General features: G+C 73.3%; 13 protein-coding genes. 6 read left to right on the top strand and 7 right to left on the bottom strand.

Annotated elements, in window-relative coordinates; all coding sequences use genetic code 11:
* Positions 1–102: 102 nt before the first annotated feature.
* The 3 genes from AB5J87_RS20990 to AB5J87_RS20980 all read right to left on the bottom strand — a co-directional run bounded on the left by AB5J87_RS20990 (position 103) and on the right by AB5J87_RS20980 (position 4,192).
* Positions 103–1,596, bottom strand: coding sequence for a serine/threonine-protein kinase (locus AB5J87_RS20990; protein WP_369378432.1), 1,494 nt, complete (start codon positions 1,594–1,596; stop codon positions 103–105).
* Entirely contained in the window at positions 1,593–2,006 is a 414-nt protein-coding gene (locus AB5J87_RS20985) for a hypothetical protein (protein ID WP_369378431.1), read from the bottom strand. The genes AB5J87_RS20990 and AB5J87_RS20985 overlap by 4 nt, the downstream gene beginning before the upstream one ends.
* Positions 2,007–2,116: 110 nt before the next feature.
* On the bottom strand, positions 2,117–4,192 hold the full coding sequence (locus AB5J87_RS20980; protein WP_369378430.1) for an N-6 DNA methylase: 2,076 nt from the start codon (positions 4,190–4,192) through the stop codon (positions 2,117–2,119).
* Positions 4,193–4,340: 148 nt separating this feature from the next.
* On the opposite strand from AB5J87_RS20980, the gene AB5J87_RS20975 reads away from it, so the two are divergent.
* Complete coding sequence (locus AB5J87_RS20975) at positions 4,341–5,054, top strand: hypothetical protein (protein WP_369378429.1); 714 nt, start codon at positions 4,341–4,343, stop codon at positions 5,052–5,054.
* 54 nt (positions 5,055–5,108) lie between these two features.
* Here the strand turns inward: AB5J87_RS20975 and AB5J87_RS20970 are convergent, their stop codons facing one another.
* Positions 5,109–5,789, bottom strand: a complete 681-nt coding sequence (locus AB5J87_RS20970; RefSeq protein ID WP_369378428.1) for an HNH endonuclease family protein — start codon at positions 5,787–5,789, stop codon at positions 5,109–5,111.
* A 251-nt stretch (positions 5,790–6,040) separates the two neighbouring features.
* Here AB5J87_RS20970 and AB5J87_RS20965 point away from each other — a divergent pair, with 251 nt between their 5' ends.
* A complete protein-coding gene (locus AB5J87_RS20965) occupies positions 6,041–6,433 on the top strand; it encodes an antitoxin (RefSeq protein ID WP_369378427.1) in 393 nt (130 codons plus the stop codon).
* Positions 6,434–6,647: 214 nt separating this feature from the next.
* Here AB5J87_RS20965 and mfd read toward each other — a convergent pair whose 3' ends face one another.
* The gene (gene mfd / locus AB5J87_RS20960) at positions 6,648–10,181 is read right to left on the bottom strand and encodes a transcription-repair coupling factor (RefSeq protein ID WP_369378426.1); all 3,534 of its coding nucleotides are present in this window, start codon (positions 10,179–10,181) and stop codon (positions 6,648–6,650) included.
* 248 nt (positions 10,182–10,429) lie between these two features.
* Between mfd and AB5J87_RS20955 the strand changes: the two genes are divergently transcribed.
* The 4 genes from AB5J87_RS20955 to AB5J87_RS20940 all read left to right on the top strand — a co-directional run bounded on the left by AB5J87_RS20955 (position 10,430) and on the right by AB5J87_RS20940 (position 14,249).
* Positions 10,430–11,593, top strand: a complete 1,164-nt coding sequence (locus tag AB5J87_RS20955) for an acyltransferase family protein (protein WP_369378425.1) — start codon at positions 10,430–10,432, stop codon at positions 11,591–11,593.
* A 155-nt stretch (positions 11,594–11,748) separates the two neighbouring features.
* Complete coding sequence (locus AB5J87_RS20950; protein WP_369378424.1) at positions 11,749–12,243, top strand: SigE family RNA polymerase sigma factor; 495 nt, start codon at positions 11,749–11,751, stop codon at positions 12,241–12,243.
* Complete coding sequence (locus AB5J87_RS20945; RefSeq protein ID WP_369378423.1) at positions 12,236–12,802, top strand: hypothetical protein; 567 nt, start codon at positions 12,236–12,238, stop codon at positions 12,800–12,802. The genes AB5J87_RS20950 and AB5J87_RS20945 overlap by 8 nt, the downstream gene beginning before the upstream one ends.
* A gap of 67 nt (positions 12,803–12,869) precedes the next feature.
* Positions 12,870–14,249 (top strand): DUF2079 domain-containing protein, encoded by a 1,380-nt coding sequence (locus AB5J87_RS20940; RefSeq protein WP_369383608.1) that lies wholly within the window; start codon positions 12,870–12,872, stop codon positions 14,247–14,249.
* A gap of 118 nt (positions 14,250–14,367) precedes the next feature.
* Here the strand turns inward: AB5J87_RS20940 and AB5J87_RS20935 are convergent, their stop codons facing one another.
* Together AB5J87_RS20935 and AB5J87_RS20930 are read right to left on the bottom strand one after the other, a co-directional pair.
* Positions 14,368–16,947 (bottom strand): ABC transporter permease, encoded by a 2,580-nt coding sequence (locus AB5J87_RS20935; protein WP_369378422.1) that lies wholly within the window; start codon positions 16,945–16,947, stop codon positions 14,368–14,370.
* On the bottom strand, positions 16,944–17,732 hold the full coding sequence (locus AB5J87_RS20930; protein ID WP_369378421.1) for an ABC transporter ATP-binding protein: 789 nt from the start codon (positions 17,730–17,732) through the stop codon (positions 16,944–16,946). Before AB5J87_RS20930 ends, AB5J87_RS20935 begins: the two co-directional genes overlap by 4 nt.
* Positions 17,733–18,027: the final 295 nt, after the last annotated feature.

Genomic DNA, 18,027 nt, shown 5'->3' with positions numbered 1-18,027 from the left:
TTAAGTGGAAGGAGTTGTTCCGTCTGTCCGATTCGGACTTTCCTGGACTTTTGCCAGAAGAAGTCCGCCGCCATACCCCGGCCCGCAGGCGTCAGGCGCGGTTCAAGAGCGCCCCACGACCGTCCCGCGACCGCCCGGCAGCCGCAGCAGCCCCTCGACGCGGGCGCGGACCTCCGCCGCGCGGGCCGGGTCGCCGGCGCCGTAGGGGCTCTCGAAGTGGGACAGCACCGCGCGGTACTCGGCGAGCGCCGCCGCCGCGTCCCCCAGCTGCTCCAGACAGAGCGCCACGTCCTGACGGAACGCCAGGGCCTGCGCGTCGGCCGGGCCCGCCTCGGCGGCCCGCTCCCCGGCGAGCCGGCGCAGCTCCGGCAGCGCCCGGCCGTACTGGCCGTCGTCCAGCAGCGTCGCCGCGTACTGCTTGCGCAGGATGCGCACGACGGGGGAAGCCTCGCCGTGCCGGGCGGCGGCGGCCGGCAGGATCGCGCCCAGGACGTCCACGGCCTGGGTGATCCGGCCCTCCCCCAGCAGCCGCTTGGCCTCGTCGACCGCCCCCGCCACATCGGGCTGCGGCCCGGCACCGGACACCGGCGCGTTCGCGGGTACGGGTGCGGGGGCGCGGGCCGGGACGGGAGGGGCGGGCGGCAGGTGCGCCGGGGACGGCGCGGAGGGCTGTGCGGCGGGCGGGCGGTCCGGCCACGGGGCGTGCGGGCGCAGGAACGGACGCGTCGGGTCGAGCGGCTGCCCGGACGGCGCACCGCGCCCCGGCAGCAGCGGGGCCAGCGCCTCGTACACCTCCTGCGCCGAGCCGGGCCGGTGCGCCGGGTCCTTGGCGAGCAGCCGCAGCACCAGCGCCTCCAGCGCCCCGGGCACCTCCGGCCGGACCTGGCGGACCGGCAGCGGCGGCTCGTAGAGGTGGCGGTGGAGCACGCCGAGGGCGGTGGACCCGGCGAAGGGCACGTTCCCGCTGAGCAGTTCGTGCAGCAGCACACCGAGCGCGTACAGATCGGTGTACGGGCCCACCGCGCCGCCCATCGCCTGCTCGGGCGCCATGTACGCCGGGGAGCCGATGGGCGAGCCGGTGCGGGTGAGGCGGGTGGTGTCGCGGTCGAGGACCGAGGCGACGCCGAGGTCCAGGACGGTGACCGTGCCGTCGGGGCGCACCATCACATTGCGCGGCTTCAGGTCGCGGTGCACGATCGGCACCGCGTGCACGGCCGAGAGCACCGCGCACAGCTGCGCCGCCACGGCCACCGCCCACGGCCAGGGGTAGGGCTCGTGCTCGGCGAGGTGGTCGGCCAGGTCGGCGCCCTCGACGTGCTGCATCACCAGATACAGGTCGTCGCCGTCGCTGCCCGCGTCGTGGACGGTGACCAGACCCCGGTGGTCGACCTGCGCAGTGACCCGGCACTCGCGCACGAACCGGCGGCGGGTCTCGTCGGCCGCCCCCGCGCCCGCCACCAGGTCGGGCCGGAGCAGCTTCACCGCGACCCGGCGGTCCAGGCGCTGGTCGTACGCCGTCCAGACCTGGCCCATGCCGCCCTGGCCGAGCAGCCCCGCCAGCTCGTAGCGCCCGGCGACGACCCGTCCGGCGCTCACCGGCCCTCCTGCTCGCGCAGCAGACTGCTCAGCTCGTCGAGCTCGGCGCGCACCTGGTGGATGCGCGGGGACGGCGCGGCCGGGGGGCGGGGCGGCGGGGACGGGAGGCTCCGCTGGTGGAAGTGGGTGTCGGCGACCAGGTAGTGGACGACCACCACGAGGCCCTGCACCAGCAGGACCGCCATCCCGGTGTGGGAGACCCAGGTGTCCTTGAAGTGGGTGTGCAGCATCGACAGACAGCCGAGGTTGACCGTCAACTGGACCCAGAACAGCCGCCAGTCGCGCCGGGTGCGGCGGACGATGGCGAGCCGCAGCATCGCCGTCCACGCCAGCAGCCCGAGCGTGAGCACCACCAGCACGGAGAAGACCACCCGAACGGTGATCACCTTCACGCTCGCGGGGCTCGGCATCTGCGCTCCTGACAAGGCGGTACGTACATCGCTGGCCAGAGCGTAAAGGTGACGCCCGGTCAGGGTCCACCCAGGTCAGGGGCGTCGGGACGGAACCGGCTGGTCCGGATCTACTCCGGCCGCACCACCCCGTCGGTCAGCCCGTCGTGCAGCCCCCGCACCAGCTGCTCGCCGAGCCGTCCGGCCAGCCGCAGCGCGTCCTCGAACGCGGCCAGCGCCCGGAACCGCTCGCCGTAGCGCGCCTGTTCGGCCAGCGGGAGGCGGGGCAGCTGGAGCCGGCGCACATCGAGCCGGGAGGCGGTGGTGGCGTAGCTGCTGGCCTGGCGGTTGTTGGCGGTGCCGCGCAGGAACCCGGCGAGGAACCAGGGGTCGAGGGCCGCCGGGTCGGGCCGCAGCAGCTGGAGGTTGCGCCCGAGCGCCGCCCCGGCCGTCTCCGCGTCGATCACCCGCGCCGCCGCCGCGCCGCCCAGCACCGGCACCACCACATCGCCGGGTTCGGTCAGCACCGGCTCCTCGGCGGGGCCCTCGGGCAGGGTGGCGGAGGGCGCGGCGCCGGTGAGCACGTCGTGCTCGGTCAGGACCGGGGTGCCCGAGGCCGAGGTGCCCGCGCCGCCGGAGCGCAGCACCAGGGCGCCCGCGCGGGCGAGTTCGCCGACGGTGGTGAGCGGCAGCCGGGCGCCGGGATGCGGGACGTCCCCGGCGGGCGGGGGCGTCAGTTCGGCGGTGCGGCGCAGGGTCTCGCCGAGCCGCTCCCGCACCGCGTCCAGCGCGTCGGCGCCGCCCGGGGCGGCCGGGGGCGGCAGATGGCGGGCGGGGGCCAGGTCCACGTCGTCGTCGAGGAGTTCGATGACCGGCACCGACCGGCTCACCCCGGGCCGCTCCTCGGCGGTGCCGTCCCGGTCGAAGGGCGTCCAGGCGTCGAGGACCGCGCTCTGCACGCTCTGCCACGGCAGCTTGCCGCGCCCGGCCTCGGCGGCGCCGGGCAGCCCCGCCGCGTCCACCACCAGCAGCTCGGGCGCCGCCTGGACGCCCGCGCCGGGCTTGCGCAGCACCCACAGCTGGAGCGGGATGCCGTACGGGGGCGCGGCCCCGGCGGGCAGCGCGATCACCGCCCGCAGCGCGCCCCGGCGCAGCAGCCCGGCGCGGATGCGGCGGCCCGAGCGGCGGGAGGCGGCGGCCGGGGGCATCAGCAGGACGGCGGTGCCGCCCTCGCGCAGCCGGGCCAGGGCGTGCTGCACCCAGGCCAGTTCGGACTCGGTGCGCGCGGGCAGCCCGTACTCCCAGCGCGGGTCGTAGCCCAGTTCGTCGTGGCCCCAGTTGCGCTCGTTGAACGGCGGGTGGCAGAGCACCGCGTCCACGGCGAGGCCAGGGAAGGCGTCGGCGCGCAGCGAGTCGGCGGCGGCGGTGCGCACGTCGGCCGCGCCGTGCAGGGCGAGCCGCAGCCCGGCGAGCGCCGCGAGTTCGGGGTCGGTGTCCTGCCCGTACACCGACTCGGCGTGCGGGACGGCCCGCAGCAGGGTGCCGGTGCCGCACGCCGGGTCCAGCACCGAGGCGGCCTGCGACCCCAGCGCCAGCGCGGCCATCAGCTCGGCGGGGCCGGGGGGCGTGAGCGTGTACTGGCGCGGGTTGGCGTCGAGGTGACGGCCGAGCAGGAACTCGAAGGTCTGCCGGGCGCCCAGCTCGGCGGCGAGCTCCCCGACGCCGCGCAGCAGCGGCACGGACGCGGCGAGCTCACCCGGCACCGGGGCGGGGGTGTTCACAGGGCCGCTGTGAACGGACTCGTCCAGCGCCCTCGGCAGCCGCTCGGCCAGCTCGGCGTCGCCCAGCGCGGCGAGCCGGCGCCAGCCCTCCGGGTCGTCCCGTACGAGAAGGAGCACGCGGCCCGCGTGGACCAGGGCGGTCACGGCCCCGGCGGGGTGGCCCGACAGCTGCTGCCAGACCCGCTCGCGCAGCGGGACCTCGGCGAGTTTGCCCTGGTCGCGCAGCCACTGCTCGACCTCGCCCAGGGCGAAGGAGGGGCTGGTCTCGGTGCCGCCGACGGGCTTGGGGAAGTCGGCGTGGCGGCGCCGCCAGTTGCTGACGGCCGCGCGGCCGACCCCGGCGAGCCGGGCGATTCCGGCGGCGGTCACCTCACTTGCGTTGTCCGGCACGGACCCGACTCCCCTCGTCTGCGATCTCCTCAGCATAGCGAGCGGGCAGTGAGCACTCCATACACGAGCGTGAACAACCATGAACATGTGAACACGGTTGACTCGGTTCACAGCTTCTGTTGTGATTGACCCATCGGAACACGAGGTCCGGTTCACCACCCCCGCCGTCACGAAAGGCACCGCCATGTCCCAGCAGAAGCAGCGCAACTGGTTCGCCCGCCACAAGGTCCTCACGGGCGTCGGCGCGATCGTCGCGGTGATCGCCGTCGGCGGCGCGGTCGGCGCGGGCGGCGGCTCCGACGACACGTCCCCGAGCGCCTCGGCCACCCGGGAGACGGGGACGGCCGGGCAGGGCGGGCAGCAGAAGAAGGAAGAGCCGAAGAAGAAGGAAAAGGAAGAGGCCAAGGGCCTCGACGGCAGCGGCAGCTACCAGGTCGGCGCGGACATCGAGCCCGGCACCTACGTCAGCAGCGGCAACAAGGACGGCTGCTACTGGGAGCGCGCCAAGGACGCCTCGGGCAGCACGGACGCGATCCTCGCCAACGACAACGTGACGGGCGCCAGTTACGTCACCGTGTCGGCGAGCGACAAGGTCTTCAAGAGCAGCGACTGCCAGGACTGGCACCGCGTCGGCCCGAAGGCCGCCGGCGCCCCCAGGACCACGCTCAAGGGCGGCGGCGGCATGTTCAAGGTCGGCACGGACATCGCGCCGGGCACCTACAAGTCCACCGGGAACAAGGACGACGCGTGCTACTGGGAGCGCGCCAAGGACGCCTCGCACAGCACCGACGCGATCCTCGCCAACGACAACGTCTCCGGTACCGCCGTCGTCAGGATCGGCGCGGGCGACGCCTACTTCAAGAGCACGGGCTGCCAGGACTGGGTGAAGACGGGCTGAGGGCCCGCCCCGCCGCCCCCGCCCCGCCGCCCCTGCCCCGGCGCGGGCCGGGCCTCAGCCCGTGGGCAGCTTCTGGGCCGGGCAGTCGGTGAGGACCTTGCGCATCGCGTCCCGCTCCGCGTCCGTCACCCACAGCGCGTACTTCTTCTTCACCGCCACCTGGTCGGCCACATAGGTGCAGCGGCCCTGGGCGTACGTGGGCAGCCAGGTCGCCGCGTCCCCGTCGCTCTTGCGGCGGTTGGCGCTCGCGTCCACGGCCAGCAGGTTCAGCGGGTCGTTGGCGAAGGCCACCCGCTTGTTCTTGTCCCACTGCTGGGCGCCCTTCTGCCAGGCGTCCGAGAGGGCCACCACATGGTCGATGTCGACCTTGCTGGCACCGCGTACGAACTTGATGGTGGTGCCGGTGTAGACGTCGTGGGCGAGCGTCCCGGACGTCACGTCGCACTTGCCCCTCAGCTTCACGTCCGTCAGGTCCCGTTTGAGGATGTCCTCACGAGTGGCGCAGCCGTTGGAGTCCGTGTCGGTCCAGCCCTTGCCGAACTGGTCGCGCGAGTAGCCGGTCTTGGCGGCGCGACCCTTGACGGTGAGCGTGTCGACGGCGGCCAGGGCGGCCCCCTTGGCGGCGGGCGCGCCGGGCTTGGCCTTCTCCGTGTCCTTCTTGCTGTCGGAGCATCCGGTGAGGGCGAGGGCGGCGGCAAGCGCCGCGGCGGGCAGGGCAATTCGGTACGTACGCATCAAAACGGCCCGTCCTTCAAGGAAGTTGGCGGAACCCCGCGATCCTATGAACTCCTACCCCGTCCCCCGGCGGACACAGCGGCTCGAAGGCGGATTCCCCCGGCGCGGCCGACCGCCCGCGCACGGCGGCGCCGGGCCGCGACCCCCCGGTGCCTCGGTCCACCCCGTCCCGGCCCGCGCACCGCACCCGGGAGCGGGCAGGCTGCGCGTACCGTCGTGACCGGCCCGCCGCCGGAGGAGGAGAGACGCCCATGGGGATGTTCGACCGCTTCAAGGACCAGGCGCAGGAGACCGTGAAGGACAAGGCCAGGGACCTGTCCGACGCCGCCGAGGCGGCGGTCAACGAGAAGACCGGCGACCGGTTCACGGCGCAGGTGGACCAGGTCCAGCAGAAGGTGGAGGACGCCCTGGGCCTGGGCACCCGCCACCCGGACACCGAGCCGTCGGCGGACGGGGAGGAGCGGACGGACCGGGCGGCCCCGGAGGAAGGGTCGGCCCCGGCGGCCGAGGCGGACCCGGCGGCCGGGGCGGACCCGGCGGGCCGGGAGGCTCCGGCGGACGCGGCGGGCGATACGGACCCGGAGGGCCGGGCGGTGCAGTCGGCCGCGCCGGATCGGGCGGACGGCCCGCCGCCCCCGGCCTGACACGAGCTGCCCGGCGGGGTCGGGGCGGGTGCGCGGCACCGGGGCGCCGCGCACCCGCCCACCCCGGGCGGGCCCGGGAGCTCCGGCGTACCCGACCGGCCGGCGCCTGGCGGGCCCCGGGGGGACCCCGGCGTACCCGACCGGCCGGCACTTGGCGCCCGCGCCACCCCCGCGGGCCCGGGGGCTCCGGGTCAGGAGCCCAGGATCGCGGCGGTCAGGAGCCCAGGATCGTGGCGAGGAACTCGCCGGTCCAGCCGAGCAGTTCGCGGCCCACCACCGGCTTGCCGCCGATCTTGCCCGCCGTGGGGCGCGGCACCAGGATCTGGCGGGTCGGCGCCTTGATGACCGTCCGCGGATACAGCCGCTTCAGCCGCAGCTCCTGCGACTCGCGCAGCTCGACGGGGGCGAACCGGATGTTGGAGCCCTGGAGGACGATCTCGCCGACCCCGCAGGCCCGCGCCAGCATCCGCAGCCCGGCCACCAGCAGCAGGTTCTCCACCGGCTCGGGCAGCTTGCCGTAGCGGTCGGTGAGCTCCTCGCGGACCGCCTTGATGTCCTCCTCGGAGCTCGCCGAGGCGATCGCCCGGTACGCCTGGAGGCGCAGCCGCTCGCCCGGCGCGTAGTCGTGCGGGACGTGCGCGTCGACCGGGAGCTCGATCTTGACCTCCAGCGGCGCCTCCTCCTCGCCGCCGCCCTCCATCTGGGCCCGGTAGTCGGCGACCGCCTCGCCCACCATCCGTACGTAGAGGTCGAAGCCGACGCCCGCGATGTGGCCGGACTGCTCGCCGCCGAGCAGATTGCCCGCGCCCCGGATCTCCAGGTCCTTCATCGCCACGTACATGCCCGCGCCCATCTCGGTGTGCTGGGCGATGGTGGCGAGGCGCTCGTGGGCGGTCTCGGTGAGCGGCTTCTCCGGCGGGTACAGGAAGTACGCGTAGCCGCGCTCGCGGCCCCGGCCGACCCGGCCGCGCAGCTGGTGGAGCTGGGAGAGGCCGAAGTTGTCGCCGCGCTCGACGATCAGGGTGTTGGCGTTGGAGATGTCGATGCCGGACTCGACGATCGTGGTGGAGACCAGCACGTCGAACTTCTTCTCCCAGAAGTCCACGACGACCTGCTCCAGCTGGGACTCGCCCATCTGCCCGTGCGCGGTCTGGATGCGCGCCTCGGGGACGATCTCGCGCAGCCGCGCCGCCGCCCGGTCGATGGACTCGACCCGGTTGTGGATGTAGAAGACCTGGCCCTCGCGCAGCAGTTCGCGCCGGATCGCGGCGCCGATCTGCTTCTCCTCGTACGGCCCGACGAAGGTGAGCACCGGGTGGCGCTCCTCCGGCGGGGTGGTGATCGTCGACATCTCGCGGATGCCGGTGACCGCCATCTCCAGCGTCCGGGGGATGGGGGTGGCGGACATGGTCAGCACGTCCACGTTGGCCCGCAGCTTCTTCAGCTGCTCCTTGTGCTCGACGCCGAACCGCTGCTCCTCGTCCACGATGACCAGGCCGAGGTCCTTGAACTTGGTCTCGGAGGAGAACAGCCGGTGGGTGCCGATGACGATGTCGACGGCGCCGTCCTTGAGCCCTTCGAGCGTCGCCTTCGCCTCGGTGTCGGTCTGGAAGCGGCTCAGCGCCTTCACGCTCACCGGGAACTGGCCGTAGCGCTCGGTGAAGGTGCCGTAGTGCTGCTGGACCAGGAGCGTGGTGGGCACCAGGACCGCGACCTGCTTGCCGTCCTGGACCGCCTTGAAGGCGGCGCGGACCGCGATCTCGGTCTTGCCGTACCCCACATCGCCGCAGATCAGCCGGTCCATGGGGACCGTCTTCTCCATGTCCTCCTTGACCTCGGCGATGGTGGAGAGCTGGTCGGGCGTCTCCGCGTACGGGAAGGCGTCCTCCAGTTCGCGCTGCCAGGGGGTGTCCGGGCCGAAGGCGTGGCCGGGGGCGGCCATCCGCGCCGAGTACAGCTTGATCAGGTCGGCGGCGATCTCCTTGACCGCCTTCTTGGCCTTCTGCTTGGTCTTGGTCCAGTCGGCGCCGCCCAGCCGGTGCAGCGTCGGGGCCTCGCCGCCCACGTACTTGGTGACCTGCTCCAGCTGGTCGGTGGGGATGTAGAGCCGGTCGCCGGGCTGGCCGCGCTTGGCCGGTGCGTACTCCACCAGCAGGTACTCGCGGGTGGCGCCCTGCACCGTGCGCTGGACCATCTCGATGTAGCGGCCCACGCCGTGCTGTTCGTGCACGATGTAGTCGCCCGCCTGGAGGGTCAGCGGGTCGATGGTCTTGCGGCGCCGGGCCGGCATCCGGCCCATGTCCTTGCTGGCGGTGCGCTGCCCGGTCAGATCGGTCTCGGTGAGCACCGCGAGCCGCAGCCCCGGGTCCACGAAGCCCTGGTCGATCGCGCCGCAGGAGACATGGACCACCGAGGGACTGATTTCGGCCAGATCGGCGTCGAGCCGGGCGGCGATGCCCTCGCCGCCGAGGACCTCCACGGTGCGCGAGGCCGGGCCGTGGCCCTCCGTCACGTACACCGCGCGCCAGCCGTCGGCGATCCACTGCTTGGTGTCGGCGAGCGCCCGCTGGGTGTCGCCCCGGTAGGTCTCGGGCGCGTGCATGCCGAGCTTGAGGGTCTCGTCGTCCGTACCGGCCTCGTCGGCCGCGAACGGCGAGACCGACCACCACATCATGCCGAGCTCGCGGGCCCGCTCCCGCACGTCCGCGATGCCCCACAGCGAGGCGGCGCCGACGTCGATGGGCGCCTCGCCGCCGCCGGCCGTGGCGGCCCAGGACGCCTGGAGGAACTCCTGGCTGGTCGCCACCAGGTCGGTGGCCCGGGTGCGCACCCGCTCCGGGTCGCACACCACGGCCATGGACCCGGCGGGCAGCACGTCGAGCAGCAGCTCCATCTCGTCGACCAGGACGGGCGCCAGCGACTCCATGCCCTCGACGGCGATGCCCTCGGCGATCTTGTTGAGCAGCTCGCCCAGCTCCGGGTGGGCCTCGGCGAGCGCGGCGGCCCTGGTGCGCACGTCGTCGGTGAGCAGCAGCTCACGGCAGGGCGGCGCCCACAGACCGTGCTCGGCGACCTCCAGCGACCGCTGGTCGGCGATCTTGAAGTAACGGATCTCCTCGACGTCGTCGCCCCAGAACTCGACCCGGAGCGGATGCTCCTCGGTCGGCGGGAAGACGTCCAGGATGCCGCCGCGCACCGCGAACTCGCCGCGCTTCTCGACCAGCTCCACCCGTGCGTACGCGGCAGCCGCGAGGCCCGCCACGATCTCGTTCAGATCCGCCGTCTGCCCGCTGCGCAGCGCCACCGGCTCCAGCTCGCCCAGCCCCTTCACCTGGGGCTGCAGCACCGAGCGGATCGGCGCCACCACGACCTTGACCGGGCCCGCCGCCGGGTCGTCCGCCCGCGGGTGCGCCAGGCGCCGCAGCACCGCGAGCCGACGGCCCACGGTGTCGCTGCGGGGCGAGAGGCGCTCGTGCGGCAGCGTCTCCCAGGACGGATACTCCGCCACCTCGTCCGGCGGCAGCAGGGAGCGCAGGGCCGCCGCCAGGTCCTCGGCCTCGCGCCCGGTCGCGGTGACCGCCAGCACCGGGCGGCCGGTCTCGCGGGCCAGCGCGGCCACCGCGAAGGGGCGCGCGGCGGGCGGGCCGACGAGGTCCACGTGCGTCCGGTGGCCGTCGGCCGCGGCCTTCACCGCTTCCGCGAGCGCCGGGTCTCGTACCACCGCGTCCAGCAGGCCGTGCAGGCTCATGAAGGGCTTCCATCCCACAGAGAGGGCAACGCGAACCGCCCGACACGTCGAACGGGCCGGGGGATCCCAGCGTACGACGCGGGTGTGACACCCGCGCGCCGCACGCCTGCGGCGCCCGGAGTGGGGCGGATCACCCCATCGGCGGTGCACCTGAGCAAAGGGTGAGCCTTTGCAAATCTTGTGGAACGCCATAGGCTCCGGCGGACGTGCCGAAACGCCTCGACACCGGCGTCCGGTGACCACACGCCATGAAATCAGTGCCCGAGGGGAACCCGCTCGACATGCCCGACCAGGCGCGGACAGCGCTCCTTCAGCCCGAGCCGGCGCTCCCCGGCCCCGGCACACCGCAGCGGACCGGTGCCGCGACCGAGGGGCCGAGCCGCCCGAGCCGCATCTACGCACTCGACGGGCTGCGCCTGCTGGCCGCCCTCACCGTGGTGATGTTCCACTACATGGCCCTGACCGGGCGATGGCCGGAAACCGACTCCCGGGCCAGGTTCCCGCTCACCTACCCCGTCGCCGCCTACGGCTGGCTCGGGGTGCAGCTGTTCTTCCTCATCAGCGGATTCGTCATCTGCATGAGCAGCTGGGGCAAACCTTTGCAGTCGTTCTTCGTCTCGCGCGTGGTGCGGCTGTATCCGGCGTACTGGTTCGCGGTGATCGCGACCACGCTGGTGGTGGCGGCGATCCCCGGCGGGCTCAAGCCACTGCCGTTCTCCGACGTCGTCACCAATCTCACGATGTTCCAGGAGCCGCTCGGCGTCAGCAGCGCGGACAGCGTCTACTGGACGCTCTTCGCCGAGCTCCGCTTCTATTTGCTGTTCGCAGTCGTCGCCTGGCGCGGGCTGACCTACCGCCGCGTCCTCTTCTTCTGCTGCGCCTGGGCGATCGCCAGCGCCCTGGTCTACCAGTCCGACGACAGCACCCTGCGGATGCTGGTGATGCCCGACAACAGCTGGTGCTTCATCGCGGGCGTCGCCTTCTACCTGATGTACCGCTTCCGGGCGAACCTGATGCTCAGCGGGCTGGTCCTGTTCTGCCTGGCCGCCTCGCTGCCCCCCACCCACCGCACCTGGGCGCACTCCCAGGAGCGCCTCGCGCACCCGATGCCGTCCTGGCCGGTGCCCCTGATCATGGCGCTCTGCTTCGGGGTGATGGCGCTGGTCGCCACCGGCAGGCTGTCGTGGATCAAGTGGCGCTGGCTGCCCTACGCGGGCGCGCTGACGTATCCGCTCTATCTGCTCCACGAGTACATCGGCTGGGAGATCATCGGCGCGCTCTCCCCGCACGTGCGGCCGGTGCCGCTGGTGTGCGGGGTGATCGCGCTGATGCTGGCGGTCGCCTGGCTGGTCCACCGGTACGTGGAGCGGCCCCTGGGCAAGCGGCTCAAGCGGGGGCTGGAGCGGCTGTGAGCACCGCCGGGCCGGGCTCCGGTCCGGCGCCGGGGCGCTGACCTCGCCCGACGGGAAAAATAATCGCGCCGCCCTGTAAACCGAACTGCTGTCGCAAGGCGTATACCCCGTGAGACCTGTCCGCCGACAGGTCTGTCCATCCGACGGGAGCCGCCTTGACCGACGACGAGTTCGAGGAGTTCTACGCTCACTCGGTCAAGGATCTGGTCGGGCAGGTCTATCTGATGACCGGCGACCTCCACGAGGCGCAGGACGTCGTCCAGGAGGCGTTCGTGCGCGCCTGGGGCCGCCGCGCCAGGCTGCGCCGGGACGCCGGGCCCGAGGCGTGGATCCGCACCGTCGCCTGGCGGCTCGCGGTGAGCCGGTGGCGCAGGCGCCGGCGGGCCGGCGAGGCGTGGCGGCTGCACGACGGCGGACGCCCCGGGGCCGCGCACGGCCCCGACGCCTCCTCGGTGGCCCTGGTCGACGCGCTGCGCCTGCTCTCCGAACGCCAGCGGCGCGTCGCCGTCCTGCACTACGTCTGCGATCTCACGGTCGAGCAGGTGGCCGCCGAGACCGGCCTGGCCACCGGCACCGTGAAGACCCATCTCTCCCGGGCGCGCGCCGCGCTGCGGCCCCACCTCACCTCCGAGGAGGACCAGGGTGTCTGACTTCCCCACCGGATCCGCGCCCGCCCGCGGCGGTGATCCGGAGCTGGCCAGGGCCCTGAAGCGGGCCGCCGACGAGGGGGGCCGCCGGATCGTGCCGGAGCCGGCCGCCCGGGTCGCCGAGCGCGGACTGCGCCGGCGCCGGCGCACGCTCGCGGCCACCGCCGCCTGTGTGGTCTGCGTCGTCGCCGGTACGGGCGCGCTGGCCGCGCTGCGGCTGCAGGGCGACTCCGGGGTGAGCGTGCCGGCCAACCCGCCCAGCCCGTCCGGCACCCCCACCGGTTCGCCGTCCTACGGCACGCCCTCGCGCTCGCCCTCCGACCCGCGCACCCCCTCGCCGGGCGGGTCCGGCACGGGCTCGTCGGTCCCGTCGGCGAGCGTGCCCCCGCCGGGGACCCGCGGGGGCTCCCCGCCGGCCTCCTCCGCGGCTCCGCCGCCGGGCACCTCGGCGGCTCCCCCGCCCGGCTTCTCGGCGGCCCCGCCGCCCGGGGGCCCGTCCACCCCGTCCGGTGCCGGGCACCCCCCGCGCACCACCACCGCCACCCCGTCCCCCGCCCGCTGACCCCGAGGACCCCACCGTGCACGGAGCTGTACTCGCGCTGCCCGAGGAACGGGACCAGCCGGACCTCATACCGGGGGAACCCGCGCGTGCGGCCCGGAGCCGCGCGCCCGGCGCCCGTGACCCGTACGTCCTGGCCGCCGCGCTCTTCGCCGCGTACACCGCCGTCGCCGTGCTGCGCTACCGGCGGCTGGAGACGCTCTCCTGGGACCTCGGGATATTCGAGCAGGCGGTCCGCGCGTACGCCCATCTGCGGGTGCCCACGGCCGACCTGAAGGGGCCCGGGACCAATATCCTCGGGGACCACTTCAGCCCGGTGACCGCGCTGCTCGCGCCCTTCTACCGGGTCTTTCCCACCCCCGTCACCCTGCTCGTCGCCCAGTCCCTGCTGTTCGCGCTCTCGGCCGTGCCGGTGGTGCGCGCCTCGGCCCGGCTGCTCGGGCGCGGCCCGGGGCTCGCCGTCGGCATCGCGTACGGGCTGTCCTGGGGGCTGCAGCGCGCGGCCGACTTCGACTTCCACGAGATCTGCTTCGCCGTCCCGCTGATCGCCTTCTCGCTGGAGGCGGTGCTGGCCCGGCGCTGGCGGGCGGCGCTCGGCTGGGCGCTGCCACTGGTGCTGGTCAAGGAGGACCTGGGGGTGACGCTGGCGGCGATCGCCGTGGTCGTCGCCCTGCGCGCGCGCCGCACCTCGCCGCGCGCCGCCAAGTACGCGCTGGGCGCCGCCCTGTTCGGGATCGCGGCCGTGGTGGTGACGCTCACCGTGGTGATACCGGCCTTCAACTCGGCCGGTTCGTACGACTACTGGAGCAAGACGGACGGCGCCGGGCCGTTCACCGCGTCCGGCACCAAGCTGCGCACCCTGCTGTGGCTGCTCCTGCCCACCGGGCTGCTCGCCCCGCGCTCCCCGCTGTTCCTGGCCGCGGTGCCGACCCTGGGCTGGCGGTTCGTCTCCTCCGACGACCACTACTGGTCCACCGACTGGCACTACAGCGCGGTGCTGATGCCGGTGTTCGCGCTGGCGCTGGCCGACGCCGTGGACCGCTCCCGGCGCAGCCCGCGGCCCTGGCTGCGCTCGTACGCCCGCCAGCTGCCCGCCGCCGCTGCCGCCGCGGCCCTGGCGCTGAGCACCTCGCTGCCGGTCTACTCGCTGACCCAGTCGGCCACGTACCGCAAGAGCGCCGAGGTCGTCGAGCGCGAGCGGATCCTGGCCCGGATCCCGGACGGGGCCACGGTGGAGGCCAACGTCGGGCCGATCTCCCGGCTCACCTCGCGCTGCCGGGTCTTCTGGGTCGGCGACACCCGCCGGATCGTCCCCGACTACATCGCCCTCGACAACGTCTCGGGCTGGGCGGGCGATCCCCAGGAGTACGCCCGCGCGCTGCACCCGGGCACGCGGTACGCGATGACGGGCGTGGCGTACGGATACGTGGTGCTGGAACGGCAGAAGTAGCCGGGCCCCCGGCCAGGTGCCCGGGGCCCCGAGCGGACGGGTGCCCGGACATGTGAAGCGGCCCCGGGGAGTCCATGAGGACTCCCCGGGGCCGCCCCGCCGACCCCCGTACGGCGGCTCAGTCGCTCGCGATCGCCGCGAGCACGTTCATACGGCCCGCCCGGAAGGCCGGGACCAGGGCGGCGAACAGTCCCACGAACGCCGATCCGACGAAGACGGTGATGATCGTCGGCCACGGGATGTCCAGGACGCCCATGCCCTCCAGGGCCAGCAGCTTCTGCGCGGTCGTCCCCCAGCCCATGCCCAGGCCGAGGCCGAGCAGGGCGCCGAAGAGGGCGATGACCACCGACTCCAGGCGGATCATGCGGCGCAGCTGGCGCCGCGAGAGGCCGATGGCGCGCATCAGGCCGATCTCCCGGGTCCGCTCGACCACCGACAGGGCCAGCGTGTTCACCACACCGAGCACCGCGACGATGATCGCGAGGGCCAGCAGACCGTAGACGATGTTCAGGAGCTGGCCGATCTGGTCCTTCAGGTCCTTCTTGAAGTCCGTCTGGTCCTGCACCTTGTACTGCGGGTACTTCTTCAGCGTCGTCTTCAGGGAGGCGTACGCCTCCTTGGCCTTGCCGTCCTGCGCCTTGGCGAACATGATCATGTTCTTGGGCAGCTTGTCGGCCGGGACGTAGCGCTCGGCGGTCGTGACGTTGGTGTACATCGCGCCCTTGTCGACATTGGTGTCGTCCGAGGTGATCGCCGCGACCTTGAGGCGGGCGGTGCGCCCGTCCTTGAAGGCGACCGTCAGGGTGTCGCCGACCTTCACGTGGTGGTCCCCGGCGAACTTGTCGCCGACCGACATCGCGTCCTTGCCGTACGCGTCGGAGAGCTTGCCGGAGACGGTCTCGCGGCGCAGGTCCTGGGCGTAGGTGGGGCTGGCGGCGGCCAGGGTCTCCTTGCCGGTCTTCCCGTCGGGCGTGGTGATCCGCGCGTCCACCGACTTGTAGTCGGTGACGTGGGCCAGGCCCGGGGTGCGGCGGATCGCGTCGGCGGCCTGCGGCACGATCGGCCGGCCGTCGTTGTTGCCGGACTGCACGATGAAGTCCGCGCCGACCGACTTGTCGAGCTCGGAGGTGGCCGAGGCGACCATCGAGGAGCCGACCACCGACAGGCACGCCACCAGGGCGAGACCGATCATCAGGGCCGCGCCGGTCGCCCCGGTGCGCCGCGGGTTGCGCAGCGCGTTGCGCTCGGCCATCCGGCCGACCGGGCCGAACATCCGCAGCACCAGGGCGCTGATCACCCGCACCACACCGCTCGCCAGCAGCGGGCCGACGACCACGAAGCCGATCAGGGTGAGGACGATGCCGAGGCCCAGGACGCCCGCGCCGGAGCTGGCCTTGTCGGCGTGGGCCGCCGCGTAGAGCGAGGCGGCGCCGGCGCCGGTCAGCACCAGGCCGACGATCGCCCGGACCAGGCCCGCCTTGCCGTCCGCCGGCGTACCGGCGTCGCGCAGGGCGGCCATCGGGGAGATCTTGCCCGCCCGGCGGGCCGGGAGGTAGGCGGCGAGGACGGTGACCACGATGCCGAGCAGCATGCCGACCGCCGGGGTCGTCCACTTGACCGTGAGGTCGGCGGTGGACAGCTCCAGGCCCATCGAGCCCATGATCTTCATCAGGCCGACGGCCAGGCCGACGCCCGCGCCGACGCCGAGGACCGAGCCGAAGAAGCCGAGCAGCAGCGCCTCGACCAGCACCGAGCGGTTGACCTGCTTGCGGCTGGAGCCGATGGCCCGCATCAGCCCGATCTCCCGGGTGCGCTGGGCGACCAGCATCGAGAAGGTGTTGACGATCAGGAAGATGCCGACGAGGAAGGCGATTCCGGCGAAGCCGAGCATCGCGTACTTCATCACGTCGAGGAAGGAGCCGACCGAGTCGCGGTTGGAGTCCTTGGCCTCGGCGGCGGTCTCCAGCTTGTACGTGCCCGCGCCCAGCTTGGCGGCGACGCTCTGCTTGAGCTGCTCGTCGCTGACGCCGTCGGCGGCGGTGAGCGAGAGGTTGGTGAACAGGCCGGTGCGGCCGAGCAGTTCGCGCTGGGCGGTGGGGGTGTCGAAGTAGACGATCGCCGCGCCCGGGTTGGTCACCTTGAAGGAGGCGATACCGGTGATCCTCGCCGTGAAGTCGCCGGAGACGGTGATGGTGCGCAGCTGGTCGCCGAGCTTGAGGTGGTGCTTGTCGGCGGTGTCGGCGTCGACCATCATCTCGGTCGGCCCGCGCGGGGCGCGGCCGGAGGTGATCTCCATCGCCTTGAGGTCGTTGCCGGTCCAGTTGCCCGCGATCGTGGGACCTCCGTTGGAGGAGCCCATGTTCTCGTTCTTGTCGTTGACCACCGTGACGCTGGAGCTGGAGACCCCGCCCTCGGCGGACTTGAGCCCGGTGGTGCCGCCGACCTTGGCGAGGGCCGCGGCGGGCAGCGTCTCGGGGCGGCCGGTTCCCGGCTGGTCCGCGGGCTTCGCGTTCTTCGGGCTGACCGTGACGTCGGCCGAGGTGGCGGCGAAGAGCTTGTCGAAGGTGGTGTTCATGGTGTCGGTGAAGACGAGCGTGCCGCACACGAACGCCACCGAGAGCAGGACGGCGACGGCCGAGAGGGCCATCCGTCCCTTGTGCGCGAAGAAGTTGCGCATCGAGGTCTTGAGCACGGTCACGACGTCCGCCCCCGCGCGTCGAAGTCCTTCATGCGGTCGAGCACGGCGTCGGCGGTCGGGCGGAGCATCTCGTCGACGATCCGGCCGTCCGCGAGGTAGAGCACGCGGTCCGCGTAGGAGGCGGCGACCGGGTCGTGGGTGACCATCACGATGGTCTGGCCCAGCTCGTCCACCGAGCGGCGCAGGAAGCCGAGGACCTCGGCCCCCGCGCGGGAGTCCAGGTTTCCGGTCGGCTCGTCGCCGAAGATGATCTCGGGCCGGGCCGCCAGGGCGCGGGCCACCGCCACGCGCTGCTGCTGGCCGCCGGAGAGCTGGGTGGGCCGGTGCTTGAGGCGCCCGGCCAGGCCGACGGTCTCCACCACCCGGTCCAGCCACTCCCGGTCGGGCTTGCGGCCCGCGATGTCCATCGGGAGCGTGATGTTCTCCAGCGCGTTGAGCGTGGGCAGCAGGTTGAACGCCTGGAATATGAAGCCGATCCGGTCCCGGCGCAGCTGGGTGAGCTTCTTGTCCTTGAGGCCGGTGATCTCGGTCTCGTCCAGGTAGATCTGCCCGCCCGAGACGGTGTCGAGCCCGGCGAGGCAGTGCATCAGCGTGGACTTGCCGGAGCCGGAGGGCCCCATGATCGCGGTGAACTGCCCGCGGGCGATGTCCACGTCCACGTGGTCCAGCGCGACGACGCGGGTCTCGCCCGAGCCGTACGCCTTGACGACCTGCCGCGCCCGAGCCGCGACCGCCGTCCGCCCTCCAGTGCCCCCGTGCCTGGGAATGGTCACAGCCGTTGTCACGGTCTTCTCCTCGATGCGTTGCGGTGCGTTCTGCGTACGACTTGAGTCTGTCGGGCGAGAGCGCCCGGCACCCTGGTGCCCGGCGGTGTCTTGATCCTGGGGTTACCCCCACCCCCACCCTGCGGCTCCCCTCCGCCGCGGTTGTAGGACCACGTTAAAGAACCGCTCCACCGCTTCTCGTCCTCCGCCAGGACGAACGCCCCCTGCCCTGAAGTAGGGACTAACCCGTAGGGGCTCTCCACCCCAGGGCTGAGCGCAACCGCGGATCTCTCCACCCCGTTCGCTCCCTGTCCCG

The organism is Streptomyces sp. cg36 (genome assembly GCF_041080675.1).
Lineage (GTDB): Bacteria > Actinomycetota > Actinomycetes > Streptomycetales > Streptomycetaceae > Streptomyces.
This window is presented reverse-complemented; position numbering and strand designations above follow the sequence as displayed.